Here is a 14,265-nt window from a genome sequence, read left to right as displayed (position 1 = left end):
GCGCCCTGAAAGCAGGGCGCTTTTTTGTACTACATAAGGTAGCGTAAATAAATGTAAATATGAGAAATGATTAAGGAAACGATCATAATTGGGAAGCCGACTTTTAGGAATTCCATGTAGCTAAATTTATGTCCTTCGCGATTTGCGATTCCAGCTACAATTACGTTAGCTGAAGCTCCGATTAATGTTCCGTTTCCGCCTAGACAAGCACCTAATGCTAATGCCCACCATAATACATCGATTTGTGCGTCAGAAGGTGATAAACCTAGCCCAACTGCCATATCGTTAATAAGCGGGATCATTGTTGCAACGAATGGAATGTTATCGATTGTTGCAGAGGCGATACCAGATACCCATAAAATAAGGATAGATGCTTGAGAAATATCTCCGCCTGTTATACCAACTACTTTTTGAGCAAGTGTTTTGATCAGGCCGATATCAATAAGTCCTCCAACAAGCACGAATAGCCCTGCGAAGAAGAAGATTGTTACCCACTCTACACTTGCGAATACTTCTTCAATTTCATGTTCTTTCACACCGATTAACATAAGAACAGTAGCACCAGTTAAGGCAATGATAGCTGCATCAACATGGAAAATGGAATGAGTCATGAAACCTACAATCGTAAGTCCAAGTACTGTTAAAGATTTTTTCATTAATACAGGATCTTTAATGTATTGTTTTTCATCTAAGCTCATTAACTTTTTAACTTGTACAGGATCAGCAATTAATTGTTTGCGGTACATGAAGTAAAGTATCGTCGCTGTCACACCAATAATGATAATTACGATTGGCGCTAAGTTTAGCAAGAACGCATTGAAGTCTAAATGCTTATTTGCAGAACCAATCATAATGTTAGGTGGATCACCAATTAAAGTTGCTGTTCCTCCAATGTTTGAAAAAATAATTTCCGAAAGTAAATATGGAACAGGATTTACTTGCAGTATGCGCGTAATAGATAAAGTAACTGGAACAACTAGTAGTACAGTTGTAACGTTATCTAAAAATGCGGAGCCAAGCGCGGTAAGTAAGGAAAGTGAGATTAAAATTTTAATTGGATTTCCTTGTGCTCCTTTTGCTGCTTTAATGGCAACGTATTGGAAAACACCGGATTTACTCGTAATGTTCACCAAAATCATCATACCGATGAGTAGCGTAATTGTCCCCCATTCGATATGTTTCGTAAAGGCGTTGTGTAAATCAACGACTCCCATAATTACCATGAGTGCTGCACCAAGAAGTGCGATGACAGCGCGATTAATTTTCTCAGAAATAATAATGGCATATGTAATTAAAAAGACTGCGATAGCAAAATAATACTGCCAGTTTGCGAGCTCTTGCGTTGTTTCGTGCAAAACTCTCATCTCCTTTCATTCACTTTTCTTAGTGTGTCAAAAATTAACTAGATGAACACACATACCGTCATTATAAAGTAGGAAAATGGCGGATGTAAATGAAAGGGGGGATTTTGTCATATTTTCTGCATAGGTCATTTTTTCTTATTTTTTAAAATATTTGTGGGCATTTGACATATATATAAGATACATCCAATCTGAATATTTAAAATAGAATTAGCATTCGAGCTTGTTCGTGTAAGAGTATCAAATAGAAAGGAATGATAAAAATGATAAGGAAGGGATCGTATGGATGAACAACGATTTTTGTTTTTAGATTTTGAGTTTACGATGCCCCAGCACAGAAAAAAACCAAAGGGATTTTTCCCAGAGATTATTGAAGTAGGACTCGTTTCGGTTGTTGGCTGTAAGGTTGAAGACACGTATTCAGCTCATGTTAGGCCGAAGACTTTTCCTTCTTTAACGGATCGATGTAAGAAATTTTTAGGGATTAAGCAAGAAGTAGTGGATAAAGGAATTTCTTTTCCTGAACTTATTGAGAAGCTGGCGGAATATGAAAAGAAATGTAAACCGACAATTGTAACGTGGGGAAATATGGATATGAAAGTGCTGAAGCATAATTGCGAAATGGCGGGAGTACCTTTTCCATTCTTCGGCCAATGTCGTGATTTATCACTTGAGTATAAGAAGTTTTTTGGAGAAAGGAATCAAACAGGGTTGTGGAAGGCAATTGAGGCATATGGAAAAGTAGGGACAGGGAAGCATCATTGTGCGCTTGATGATGCGATGACAACGTACAATATTTTTAAACTAGTAGAAAAAGATAAAGAGTATTTAGTAAAGCCGGCACCTCCAACATTAGGAGAACTCGTTGATTTTTCAAAAGTGTTAAAGAAAGTGAGCACACAGTAACGACCAAATTGCACATTATGTAATTTGGTCGTTTTGTTTTTTAAAGTTTGTAATCTTGTTTCAATTGCGCTAGTGTTTCAAGACTACGTGCTGCAAAAGGCGAATCATCTTCAGAAAATGAATTCATTTGAGTTTCTAATGCTAACTTTAGTGATTCTGTATAATCGGGAATTTCTCCGTCATATGTTTTCACCATTTGCTCTGGAATGTTCGTTTGCTCACGAAAAGCTAAAGCGCGTCTTTCATGGAAAAATGGTACGTCAGCTTGTTTTACGTTATGTAAGTCGCCTTGCACCGGGTGCTTTACAACAGCTAATACTTTTACGACGTAACTACCAGGACGGCTATTTGTAACCTCGCCAATGTATTTTCCTGTTTTATAAATACCAGTAACGATTTCACCAATTTCAAATGTTTCTCTCATATTTTTCACCTCAAGTTTATAGTAAGGAAAGTGTGAGAAGGAGTCAAAGAAATGATTTGCTTTCGGAACGACCCTTGAGAATATGGATAGGTTCCACTATAATTTAAAGTGATGTAACAGAAAATTCTGATGTTTTATAAATCCTCTAATGAAGGAGTGTTCTATCCTATATGATGCCTTTATATTTTCCGGAAGATAAAACAGAATATATTATTCCAGGGATTGTTTGTGTTCTATTTATTATCGGTGCGGTTGCTACGTGGCGTATGTTTATTCGCGTTTCAAAACGAGAAGCGGAGCGATTACAGAAAGTTGAAGAAAAACTGTTAGCTGAAAAGAAACAGTAATGCATTTTTGTATGTTTCCCTCTATGCTCGGACAATCTAAGGGCAGAATGTATTTTGGAGGGAATAGAATGAAAAGACGGCTTTTTTTCAGTTGTTGTTTATTATTTCTGATGGCAGGTTGTGACCAAGGAAAGCCGAAAGAAATTGACGTGAAATTACATAATGCTTCAGGAGATGAAGTGGCAACTGCAAAAGTAGTTCAGCAAACAAGTGGAGTGAAAATTACGATTAAAGGGGAAGGTTTTGCACCAGGTCCGCACGGCATACATGTACATGAAATTGGAGAATGTAAAGCACCTCGTTTCGAATCATCGGGGAATCATTTTAATCCAGATGATAAAAAACATGGGCTTCTCAATCCGAAGGGGCCGGAAAATGGAGATTTGCCGAATATAACTGCAGACGGTTCAGGAAAGATTAAAGCGGAAATCGATGCACCGCATATAACGCTTGTAGAAGGAAAAACGACGATTCATAGAAAAGATGGCGCGTCTATTATTATTACAGAAAATCCGGATGATGGCATGACGCAACCAACAGGTAAATCAGGTGATCGAATTGCTTGTGGTGTAATTGTGAAAAAAGCATCGGATATGAGGAAAAAGTAAAAGCCGATAGTGGCAAATATAAATAAAAGGAGGTTGCCCTAAAAAATGGGACAGCCTCCTTTGCTATTATGAAAATGTATGGCGCAGTCTGTTTAAAATTTCTTCCAAAACAGATCTTGGACAACCGATGTTAATGCGAATATGTTCTTCTCCGCCTAATCCGTACTTCTCGCCAGGTTCAACCATTAGTTTTCCTTTTTCCTCAAGTAATGTGGTGCGCTCCCTTTGAGAAAGCTTTAGGCGAGAGCAATCAATCCATAATAAAAAGCTACCTTCTGGCTTTGTAACAGAAAGGGTAGGTATGTGCGTTTCAATGTATTCACATGCGAAACGAGCATTCTCTTCTATATATAAACGGATTTCACTTAGCCAATCGTTACATTCTGTATAGGCACTTTGCATCGCTGTATAGGCGAATATATTTAATCCGTGGAAGCCTTGTCTATATTGGATAGATGTAAAGGCTTGACGGAGTTTTTCGTTTGGAATGATAATAATCGATGCTTGTAATCCAGCGATATTAAATGTTTTACTCGGAGCCATACAAGTAATCGTGCGCGCTGCTAATTCTTCGGATAAGGAAGCGAACGGTGTATGTGTATGATCTGCATAAATAATATCGGAATGAATTTCATCTGCAACAACGATTATATTATATTTTGTACATAACGCGCCAAGCTGTGTGAGTTCCTCTTTTGACCAAACACGCCCAATTGGATTGTGAGGACTACAAAGAAGCATGAGTTTGACGCCTTGTTGAAATTGCTGTTCTAAATGCTCAAAGTCTATCGCATATGTATCATTTTGTTTCTGTAATGGACTCACGCATAATTGTCTATTGTTTGTTGTGACCATTTCGAAAAATGGGGGATAAATAGGTGGCTGTACGAGAACGGATTCATTTTCCTTTGTGAAGGCTTGTATGCTCGTACTAAGAGCTGGAACGATTCCTGCACTAAAGACAATCCATTCTTTTTGAATATCCCAGTTATATTGTTTCTTTGCCCAATTACAAATAATATCCCCAATAGTTTCAGGTGGAAGTGTATAGCCGAAAATGGGATGCTCGATACGTTTCTTTAAAGCGGATTGAATGGGTTTTGGTACTTCAAAATCCATATCAGCAATCCAGGCGTGAAGAAGTTCTTCATTTTTGTAAGTATCCCATTTTGTACTATGTGTTCCACGTCGATTTACTGTTTTATGAAATAGTTGCATAAGTTTGCCCCCTTCTTCTGTAAAACCGTTGAATTATGAAAGTTCTCTCTCTTCTTATAGAATAGCTGATGTGATAGGATAAAGAAAAGCATTAAAAAGTGAAAAGGCGGGAAGCGAATGGGTACATATGAAAAGATGATAGAGGTTGTGAAGAATTGGGATCCGTTTCAAATGGGACCGGAGTTTTATGAAACAGAGGCGAGCGATGTTGTGAACGTCGTAAGCGTGTTTGACGATCCAAAATACATCGCAAAGAAGATTCAACATATATACTTTATGTCTTTTGAGGAAGTACCTGCGCTTGAGAAATGTGAGAAGTTAGCTGTGGAGCTACTTGTAATAAAAGAAGGCGGAAGTTGTTCATTATAGGCTGTCGGAATTTCCGACAGCCTTTTAAATTATTTTTCGATTATTGTGCGGAAAATGCGATGATTTCTTCATAAACATGTTCGGGCTTTTCTTCAGGTAGTAGATGTCCTGTGTTTTCGTAAGAAATAAATTTCGAATTCGGTAAATCTTTGTGTAGACGATGACCTACATCTACAGGAACGACGCGATCTTTTTCACCCCAAATGAGTAGTGTAGGTGTTTGGATTTTTTGTAATTCAGTCGATGAGAGATCGCCTTCACGGTCGCGTATCATGCGAGTTAAAGCGGGGAATATACGGTTGTCATAAAATGGAGCAGAGTAACCTTCCTTCATTTCATCGTCAATTAATGAGTGATCATGAACGACATTCATTAAGTTGTGAACAATGCCGCGCCGTATAATCCAGTTCTTTACGTATAAATGAAAGAACGGTAAATAAGAAGAGTACAGTAAAGGTAAGGTTGCGCGTGCTAAATAGCTAGAGCTGCATAGTAAAATCGTCTTTGAGATTAGTTCAGGGCGTATACGATTTACATAAAGAGAAATTTGTCCCCCCATAGAGTGCCCAACTAACACAATATTTGAGAGAGATAGATGTTCAATTAAATCGATAATAATCGTTGCTAAATTGTGATAAGAATACTTAAAGAGATGGGACTTATCACTTTTTCCGAACGGTGGTAAATCAAGAGCCAGTACTGTTCCTGCTTTTGATAATAAAGGAATGAGACGGCGGTAACTGAATGAGGAAGATAAAAAGCCGTGAACGAGTACGAAAGTAGGACGTTCCGTTTTGTTATTATGTTCATACAATTCGTAATGAATCGTAGTGCCGCGAGTGGAAAAAGTGAAATAAGGACAAGTATATTCGTGATTCATTTTTTGTCACTCCATTGATTTTTGTTCATATCATTTCCAAGCACGAAAAAAATATGTTAACAAAAAAAGGCAAGATGACGATGTCATCTTGCCTTTTCGTTATTTATTATTATCCGCGAACAATATTAGGCGGTGTTTTTCCTTGTAATCCTGCGACTAAATTTTCAGCGGCTGTCATGGCCATCTGCTGCCTAGTTTTTAATGTTGCAGATCCGATATGCGGTAAAGTCACAACATTTTGTAATGATAAGAGCGGATTATCTTTTTGAACCGGCTCTTGTGTAAAAGTATCGATGCCTGCTGCAAAGATTTTCTTTTCTGTTAACGCATGGATTAACGCTTCTTCATTTACTGTTTTCCCGCGAGAAGCATTAATGAAGATAGCTGTTTCTTTCATTAATGAAAATTCCTTTTCTCCGATAAGGTGATACGTTTCATCTGTTAATGGAGTAAGAAGGACAATAAAGTCAGACTGTTTTAGTAGCGTCTGTAAATCACAATATGTAGCATCGAATTTTTGCTCTGCTTCCTCTTTACGGCGACGGTTGTAATAAAGAACATCCATATCAAATCCGAATTTCGCTCGTTTTGCAACGGCTTCTCCAATTCGGCCCATACCGATAATACCAATTGTACTATGGTGTACATCTAGGCCGAAGTGTTCTTTTCCGATTTCAGCGTTCCATTCACCGTTTTTCACATAGGAATCGAGTTCGCAAACGCGGCGCCCAGCAGATAGCATAAGAGCGAAAACGAGGTCAGCTACTGTATCATCTAGTACGTATGGTGTATTCGTTCCGATGACATTTCGCTTGGCCATTGCTTGTAAATCAAAATTATCGTAACCAACAGAAATGTTGCTTACTACTTTTAAGTTAGGAGCAGTTTCCAATAATTCTTCGTTAATAGTAGATCCGAAATTTAATAAACCGTCTTTATCTTGTATTTTCTCCAATAGAACATCACGAGGTACTTTCTCATTTTGCTCCCATTTTTCATAATCACAGTGTTCTGATAAATAGTTTTCTACAAATGTTGGAACTGGTTCAGCAATATAAACTTTTGGTTTCACGGTCCCATCCCCTTTCACTTTATCCTGCACTTTTTCACTGATTAAAGTTTCACTTTACTCCGCTTTAACGAGCGGTAAGACTCCCACCTAAAAAGACGGTTGAGGCAAAGAAGTGAGGTGGGAGATCAACTGCTCGCAAAAGCCCGATTGGTGCAGGCTGATAATCCATGGGGTGAACCTTTCCATGGATTAAAGTTTCACTTTATTTTGACATAATTCACTAAAAAAAGCTTCTTTTCAAACTGGAAAGGGTATTTGTATAATTTAGACACAAGAGAAAAGGAAGGATGATTTATATGGTGACTGAAAAAGAATTAGAACTATTAGCTTGTCTTGAAAAAAGTAGTCGATTATCTGTAGATACATTAGCGAAGCTGTTAAATATAGAAGTAGAAGAAGTAAAGAAAATGGTTGAAAAATTAGAAGCGGAAAAGATTATCGTGGATTATGTCACACATATTGATTGGACGAAGGTGAAAGAACATACAGGTTTAACGGCGATGATTGATGTAAAAGTTACGCCAAAGCATGGTGTTGGGTTCGATGCGGTTGCTGAACAAATTTATCGTTATTCAGAAGTAAAGTCTGTGTATTTAATGTCAGGGACATATGATCTTTCTATTACATTAGAAGGAAAGACGATGGGAGAAGTAGCGATGTTTGTTTCAGAGAAATTAGCAACAATTGAATCTGTCGTTTCTACAACAACTCATTTTATTTTGAAGAAGTATAAGCATGAGGGAATTATTTATGAAAAAAACGATGATGATAAGCGAATTGTGGTGACACCATGAAGCCGTTTGAACTATCTAGAGCAGCAGAATCTTTACAACCATCTGGTATTCGAAAGTTTTTCGATTTAGCAGCAAATATGAAAGGTGTTATTTCACTTGGGGTAGGAGAACCAGACTTCGTTACACCTTGGAATGTAAGGCAAGCATGTATTCGTTCTTTAGAACAGGGATATACGTCATATACAGCAAATGCAGGATTATTGGAGCTCCGTCAAGAAATAGCAAAGTATCTAAAAAAACAATTTGCAGTATCTTATGATCCAAACGAAGAAATCATTGTGACAGTCGGAGCGAGCCAAGCGTTAGATGTAGCGATGCGCGCCATTATAAATCCGGATGATGAAGTGCTCATTATTGAACCAAGCTTCGTTTCGTATGCGCCGCTTGTAACATTAGCTGGAGGAGTTCCAGTTCCTGTGGCGACTACTTTAGAAAACGAGTTTAAAGTACAACCAGAGCAAATCGAAGCAGCTATTACTGCAAAAACAAAGGCAATTTTACTTTGTTCACCAAACAACCCAACAGGTGCAATGTTAAATAAAGCCGAACTTGAAGAAATAGCAGTGATTGTGGAGAAATACAATTTAATCGTATTATCTGATGAAATTTATGCAGAGCTTGTATATGACGAAGTGTATACGAGTTTCACGAGCATTCAAAATATGCGTGAACATACGATTTTAATTTCGGGATTTTCAAAAGGATTCGCGATGACTGGATGGCGCCTCGGGATGATTGCAGCTCCTATTCAATTTTCGGAATTAATGCTCAAAATTCATCAATATTCCATGATGTGTGCACCGACGATGTCTCAGTTTGCAGCACTTGAAGCGTTACGCGCAGGGAATGATGAAGTAATTCGGATGAGAGATAGCTATAAGAAACGTCGCAATTTTATGACGACATCCTTCAATGAAATGGGTTTAACGTGTCATTTGCCGGGCGGCGCATTTTATGTCTTTCCTTCTATTTCTTCAACTGGATTATCTTCCGTGGAGTTTGCAGAACAGTTATTACTAGAAGAAAAAGTCGCTGTTGTCCCTGGAAGTGTATTTGGCGAAAGTGGTGAAGGATTTATTCGTTGTTCGTATGCGACATCGCTTGAACAACTGCTGGAAGCAATGAAGAGAATGGAACGATTCGTAGAGAATAAAAAAAGGACAAAACATAATACGTTTTGTCCATAAAAGGGGGGGAATACTAGAAAGCCATGTGTTAGTATTCTATCCCAATATTGGAAAATTATACTTACCTAAGGAAATTTTTTCATGATTTTTGAATGAGTTCTGTCATAGTGGTATAATTTACTAATATAAGGTATGCGTATCCTAGGTAGCTTTACTGACGGTACGTATTAACCAATCGGATATTTAACAATAAATACATCTGCTTTGCTATCTACAATTGTAGAGAAAATGGTAAACGTATGGGAGTGTTTCATATGTCAGAACAATATACAACAGGAGTGGTTGTAACAGGGAAAGTGACTGGAATTCAAGATTACGGCGCATTTGTAGCGTTAGATGCAGAAACACAAGGACTTGTGCATATATCTGAAATTACAAATGGATATGTAAAGGATATTCATGACTTTTTAAAAGTCGGCGATACAGTAGAAGTAAAAGTACTTTCAATTGATGAAGAACACAGAAAAATGAGTTTATCGTTAAAAGCGGCGAAAAGAAAACAAGGACGGATTCTTATACCGAATCCATCTGAAAATGGATTTAATACGCTGCGAGAAAAGCTAACAGAATGGATTGAAGAATCAGAGTTAACAAAGTAAAAGAGGAGCGCATATGAGCGTTCCTCTTTTACTTTATATTATGATATATATTTGCAAATATGATTGCATGCAATCATATTCGTATGTCGGAGGTGAAATAAAGACATACTGACTAGCGAATTTCGTTTGTTTCTCGGTGCGTACCAAGATTTTCAGATGGTTTAAAGAGTAAACCAAGGTTGATAAGCCCAGAAATACCAACGATGCCGTAAATAATACGTGCGAGAGCTGAGTTTTGTCCACCGAAAATGGCAGCCACTAAGTCAAACTGGAAGAACCCGATCAGTCCCCAGTTCACGGCACCAATAACAGTAAAGACTAATGCGATACGTTGCAGAGTACTCATGAGAAAGCCCCCCTTAATTGTGAAGCATGAGCAAGCGATGAGTTAATCAACTCTTTTATAGAATGGTGTAGTTATGTTGTTTTTATACATAAAAAATGTTCGAAATAGGATGTATATACATCTATACCGAAAAATACGAATTTTTATGCAAAAAATGAACTTTTTCTAAAAAATATATATTGGTTACGTTTACAAGGGTTGAATCGCTTGATTTACAACTTCAGTTTCGCTAAAGTGAATACAGAAATACATATCCATAATTGGAGGGAAAAAGATGAGTACACATGTAACGTTCGACTATTCTAAAGCGTTATCCTTCATCGGTGAACATGAAATCACTTATTTACGTGATGCAGTGAAAGTAACACATCACGCAATCCACGAAAAAACTGGAGCTGGGAACGATTTCCTTGGGTGGGTAGACCTTCCGCTTCAATATGACAAAGAAGAATTTGCTCGCATTCAAAAATGCGCAGAAAAAATTAAAAATGACTCTGACATTTTACTTGTTGTAGGTATCGGTGGTTCTTACCTAGGAGCACGTGCAGCAATTGAAATGTTAAACCATTCTTTCTACAACACACTTTCTAAAGAACAACGTAAAACTCCACAAGTGCTATTTGTTGGACAAAACATTAGCTCCACTTACATGAAAGATTTAATGGATGTATTAGAAGGGAAAGACTTCTCTATTAACGTTATTTCCAAATCAGGTACAACAACAGAGCCGGCACTAGCATTCCGTATTTTCCGTAAGTTATTAGAAGAAAAGTATGGAAAAGAAGAAGCTCGCAAACGTATTTATGCAACTACAGATAAAGCGCGTGGTGCATTAAAAACATTAGCTGATAATGAAGGTTACGAAACATTCGTTATTCCAGATGATGTTGGAGGACGTTTCTCTGTATTAACGCCAGTTGGTTTATTACCAATCGCAGTAAGTGGCTTAAATATTGAAGAGATGATGAAAGGTGCAGCTGCTGGTCATGATGACTTCGGGACATCAGAACTAGAAGAAAACCCAGCTTACCAATACGCAGTAGTTCGTAACGCTTTATACAATAAAGGAAAAACAATTGAAATGCTTGTTAACTATGAGCCAGCACTTCAATACTTCTCTGAATGGTGGAAACAGTTATTTGGTGAAAGTGAAGGAAAAGATCAAAAAGGTATTTTCCCATCTTCAGCAAACTTCTCAACTGACTTACACTCATTAGGTCAATACGTTCAAGAAGGTCGTCGTGACTTATTTGAAACAGTTCTGAAAGTAGGTAAATCTACACATGAACTAACAATTGAATCAGAAGAAAACGATTTAGATGGATTAAACTACCTTGCTGGTGAAACTGTAGACTTCGTAAACACAAAAGCATACGAAGGTACATTACTTGCACATAGCGATGGCGGAGTACCAAACTTAATCGTAAACATTCCTGAATTAAATGAATACACATTCGGTTACCTTGTATACTTCTTCGAAAAAGCATGTGCGATGAGCGGCTACTTATTAGGCGTAAATCCATTTGACCAACCTGGAGTAGAAGCATACAAGAAAAACATGTTTGCTTTACTTGGTAAACCAGGATTTGAAGAATTAAAAGCAGAATTAGAAGAGCGTTTAAAATAATAAAAAGCGACCGTCCGTCGCTTTATTCAAACTAGAATGGGTATGCTAAAGGAAAAGTCTAGGAGGGATGGACTTGATTCTGATTCAATCAAAGTTAGAAGGACGTACATATGCGTTATATAAGTTAGAAGAGGTTATGAAACCACTTGGGTATAGCATCGGTGGCAATTGGGATTACGATAAAGGGTGCTTTGATTATAAAATTGATGAAGAAGATGGGTATCAATTTTTACGAGTCCCGTTCACAGCAGTAGATGGAGAACTAGATGTACCTGGTGTAGTAGTCCGTCTTGAAACACCATATATTCTTTCTCATGTATATCAAGACGAACTAGATGATAATGTAAATACTTTAACAGCTGGAACGAGTGGGTTTGATCAATTTGCTGAGCCGAAAGATCCAGATGGAGATGTAAAAAGAAAGTATATCGATATTGGGAAAGTGCTTGTACAAGAATTAGAGCGTCATTTTACTAATGGTGAATAACAATGAGTATGTCGCTTTCGATGAGAATGAAGGAATGAACGGGATTAATCATATATTGATTGTCACGCTTTATACCCAGTAAGAGAATGTTTTGCTTTAAAAGAGTATAGCTACAATTTGCAAAAGTTTGTCCGGTGCAGGATGAGGGAAGCTCCATCAGTTGTAATTTATTATCAGAGATTTCATCGTAAAGTGAAAATAGTACACCTGAAATGGAAGGGAATAAAAGAGAAGCGGTAAATACATAGCTAGTTAATTTATTTCCTTCTATAATTTCTGACACGCCAGCTCTCGTTGCATTTTGGATTTGTTCAGTAGTAAGAAGTTCAGCGATGCAGTGAATGTTTGGATTCAGTCCTTTTGCAGTTAAAATATTTAAGATGGACTCTGTATCAGCTAAGCTTTCGTTTTTCTCTTTATCGGCTGTTATTAATATAGTGTGAGCGGTTGTAATGTTAGCTTTTAATAAAGTTTGATCATGATGCGGACAACCTTTTATAAATTCTAAATGATGAAATGGTTTAGGGAGTAAAGAAAGTGTTTCATCAATTAAAACGATATCAAGGTTTGGTTGTAATACGTGCATTTGTTTTACAACATGTTTTGCACGTTCATTCCAGCCAACGATAATCATATGACCGTTAGAGGTAGCGGCTTCTTCTCCTTTAATTTTCATATATTGTTTATTGATCATGTCGGTAGCGAATAGAACCATATAATAAGAACAGAATCCAGTTCCTAATAAAATAATGCCCATGCCAACAATTTTTCCTATCGTTGTATGTGGTGCGAAATCACCATACCCAACAGTGAAAATGGTAACGATAGACCACCAAATGCCGTCAAACCATGTGGTGAAGTTGGATGGCTCTAAGCTATGTATAAGAAAGCCAGAAAAAGTAGTAAGTACAATAATAAAACAAATTAAACGAAAAATAATGGAATCACGAAATGTATCTACTAAATTCGGACGGGATTTCAATTTCCTATTCCTCCTTACTTTGCAGGACTACATTCATTGTTACCATTATAGAAAAAAGAAAAACTCTCTAAATAAAGAGAGTTTGTTTTCTGTTACATACTTTCCACTTCAGTTTGTTGAACACTTTCAAGATGTTGGAGAGCGTAGTAAACGTCGGCAGTATGTCTTTTTTGATCGATACATAATTTAAGATGTAAATAGTGATACCCATTTTCTAATGTTTTAAGCTTCATATTCTTAACTTTTATATCCATTTCTTTTATTTCTTCAATGACGATTGGGATATTGTCCATATTTCGTACAACAAGCTTCACAGCGATATCACGTTGACGAAATGATCTAGGGCCTACATATTTCATCGCGAGTGGTATAAGTTCTACACTAATCATAAGGAAACACATCCCGAAAATTGCTTCGATATAAAATCCGGCTCCAACGGCGATGCCAATACCAGAAGCACCCCAAATCATAGCTGCGGTAGTAAGTCCCGCAATACTATCATTTCCTCTGCGCAAAATAACACCAGCACCTAAAAAACCAATGCCAGACACAATTTGAGCAGCAAGGCGAAGCGGATCCATATTTATATGATCAGTATGAGGTAAGTTGTAAGCTGCTTTAATAGAAACGATTGTTAGGAGGCAACTAATAATAGATATAACTAAGCACGTTTTTAAACCGAGTGGTTTTCGTTTTAATTCGCGCTCTAAACCGATGGCGAATCCTAAAATAGCTGAGAGGCCTAGTTTGATTAATAAATCGGTATAGTCCATATGTATTCCTCCTTGTATGATATGGTATATGAATAAAACGTTTATTATAGAAAGAAACGTTTTGGGATAGAGTGACTTTATATAGAATATATGTAGAAATTACTCATACATGAAAGAGATATTTCGTTTAAGTATATGATATTAAAAAAGAAATGTGGATGGTTTTAAAAAAAGTTTATAAAAGGTGTTGCATTTCATTTTTTTGCATGATATATTAATAACCGTCGCTGATGCGGAAACGCAGAAAACGACAAAAAAGAAATTGAAAAACTTAGTTGACATCGA

The 14,265-nt window shown here is 37.1% G+C and carries 17 protein-coding genes; 9 read left to right on the top strand and 8 right to left on the bottom strand.

The features are described 5' to 3' along the window. Window positions 1–29: 29 nt before the first annotated feature. The gene (locus tag DN410_RS12465) at window positions 30–1,355 is read right to left on the bottom strand and encodes an ArsB/NhaD family transporter (RefSeq protein WP_149176754.1); all 1,326 of its coding nucleotides are present in this window, start codon (window positions 1,353–1,355) and stop codon (window positions 30–32) included. A gap of 288 nt (window positions 1,356–1,643) precedes the next feature. On the opposite strand from DN410_RS12465, the gene kapD reads away from it, so the two are divergent. After that, a complete protein-coding gene (gene kapD, locus DN410_RS12460) occupies window positions 1,644–2,267 on the top strand; it encodes a 3'-5' exonuclease KapD (protein ID WP_149176753.1) in 624 nt (207 codons plus the stop codon). Between the two features lie 40 nt (window positions 2,268–2,307). Here kapD and kapB read toward each other — a convergent pair whose 3' ends face one another. After that, complete coding sequence (gene kapB / locus DN410_RS12455; protein WP_149176752.1) at window positions 2,308–2,691, bottom strand: kinase-associated lipoprotein KapB; 384 nt, start codon at window positions 2,689–2,691, stop codon at window positions 2,308–2,310. A 170-nt stretch (window positions 2,692–2,861) separates the two neighbouring features. Between kapB and DN410_RS27965 the strand changes: the two genes are divergently transcribed. Together DN410_RS27965 and DN410_RS12450 are read left to right on the top strand one after the other, a co-directional pair. Further along, the gene (locus DN410_RS27965) at window positions 2,862–3,038 is read left to right on the top strand and encodes a hypothetical protein (RefSeq protein WP_000982763.1); all 177 of its coding nucleotides are present in this window, start codon (window positions 2,862–2,864) and stop codon (window positions 3,036–3,038) included. A 68-nt stretch (window positions 3,039–3,106) separates the two neighbouring features. Then, window positions 3,107–3,646, top strand: a complete 540-nt coding sequence (locus DN410_RS12450; protein WP_149176751.1) for a superoxide dismutase family protein — start codon at window positions 3,107–3,109, stop codon at window positions 3,644–3,646. Window positions 3,647–3,712: 66 nt separating this feature from the next. On the opposite strand, the gene DN410_RS12445 is transcribed toward DN410_RS12450, so the two are convergent. Continuing rightward, window positions 3,713–4,864 carry a MalY/PatB family protein gene (locus DN410_RS12445; RefSeq protein ID WP_149176750.1) on the bottom strand — a complete coding sequence of 384 codons (1,152 nt, stop codon included), beginning with the start codon at window positions 4,862–4,864 and terminating at the stop codon, window positions 3,713–3,715. Between the two features lie 117 nt (window positions 4,865–4,981). On the opposite strand from DN410_RS12445, the gene DN410_RS12440 reads away from it, so the two are divergent. After that, entirely contained in the window at window positions 4,982–5,233 is a 252-nt protein-coding gene (locus tag DN410_RS12440; protein WP_000537642.1) for a YugE family protein, read from the top strand. A gap of 40 nt (window positions 5,234–5,273) precedes the next feature. Here DN410_RS12440 and DN410_RS12435 read toward each other — a convergent pair whose 3' ends face one another. Next, entirely contained in the window at window positions 5,274–6,113 is an 840-nt protein-coding gene (locus DN410_RS12435; RefSeq protein WP_149176749.1) for an alpha/beta fold hydrolase, read from the bottom strand. A 109-nt stretch (window positions 6,114–6,222) separates the two neighbouring features. Further along, window positions 6,223–7,215 (bottom strand): 2-hydroxyacid dehydrogenase, encoded by a 993-nt coding sequence (locus tag DN410_RS12430; protein ID WP_149176748.1) that lies wholly within the window; start codon window positions 7,213–7,215, stop codon window positions 6,223–6,225. Between the two features lie 266 nt (window positions 7,216–7,481). On the opposite strand from DN410_RS12430, the gene DN410_RS12425 reads away from it, so the two are divergent. The 3 genes from DN410_RS12425 to yugI all read left to right on the top strand — a co-directional run bounded on the left by DN410_RS12425 (window position 7,482) and on the right by yugI (window position 9,765). Further along, window positions 7,482–7,979: an Lrp/AsnC family transcriptional regulator gene (locus tag DN410_RS12425; protein WP_000255699.1), complete on the top strand. Its 498-nt coding sequence runs from the start codon at window positions 7,482–7,484 to the stop codon at window positions 7,977–7,979. After that, complete coding sequence (locus DN410_RS12420; protein ID WP_149176747.1) at window positions 7,976–9,166, top strand: aminotransferase; 1,191 nt, start codon at window positions 7,976–7,978, stop codon at window positions 9,164–9,166. Before DN410_RS12425 ends, DN410_RS12420 begins: the two co-directional genes overlap by 4 nt. 254 nt (window positions 9,167–9,420) lie before the next feature. Then, window positions 9,421–9,765 (top strand): S1 domain-containing post-transcriptional regulator GSP13, encoded by a 345-nt coding sequence (gene yugI / locus DN410_RS12415; RefSeq protein WP_000003765.1) that lies wholly within the window; start codon window positions 9,421–9,423, stop codon window positions 9,763–9,765. Window positions 9,766–9,877: 112 nt separating this feature from the next. Here yugI and DN410_RS12410 read toward each other — a convergent pair whose 3' ends face one another. Then, window positions 9,878–10,111, bottom strand: coding sequence for a DUF378 domain-containing protein (locus DN410_RS12410; protein WP_149176746.1), 234 nt, complete (start codon window positions 10,109–10,111; stop codon window positions 9,878–9,880). 274 nt (window positions 10,112–10,385) lie between these two features. Here DN410_RS12410 and DN410_RS12400 point away from each other — a divergent pair, with 274 nt between their 5' ends. Together DN410_RS12400 and DN410_RS12395 are read left to right on the top strand one after the other, a co-directional pair. Continuing rightward, window positions 10,386–11,738, top strand: coding sequence for a glucose-6-phosphate isomerase (locus tag DN410_RS12400; RefSeq protein WP_149176745.1), 1,353 nt, complete (start codon window positions 10,386–10,388; stop codon window positions 11,736–11,738). Window positions 11,739–11,811: 73 nt separating this feature from the next. Continuing rightward, window positions 11,812–12,225: a YugN-like family protein gene (locus DN410_RS12395; protein ID WP_149176744.1), complete on the top strand. Its 414-nt coding sequence runs from the start codon at window positions 11,812–11,814 to the stop codon at window positions 12,223–12,225. Here DN410_RS12395 and DN410_RS12390 read toward each other — a convergent pair. Together DN410_RS12390 and DN410_RS12385 are read right to left on the bottom strand one after the other, a co-directional pair. Beyond that, window positions 12,212–13,207, bottom strand: a complete 996-nt coding sequence (locus DN410_RS12390; protein WP_149176743.1) for a potassium channel family protein — start codon at window positions 13,205–13,207, stop codon at window positions 12,212–12,214. The two genes, DN410_RS12395 and DN410_RS12390, sit on opposite strands and share 14 nt — an antisense overlap. Window positions 13,208–13,299: 92 nt before the next feature. Then, complete coding sequence (locus DN410_RS12385; RefSeq protein ID WP_149176742.1) at window positions 13,300–13,980, bottom strand: MgtC/SapB family protein; 681 nt, start codon at window positions 13,978–13,980, stop codon at window positions 13,300–13,302. Window positions 13,981–14,265: the final 285 nt, after the last annotated feature.

Source organism: Bacillus sp. SH5-2, from assembly GCF_008368905.1.
Lineage (GTDB): Bacteria > Bacillota > Bacilli > Bacillales > Bacillaceae_G > Bacillus_A > Bacillus_A luti.
This window is presented reverse-complemented; position numbering and strand designations above follow the sequence as displayed.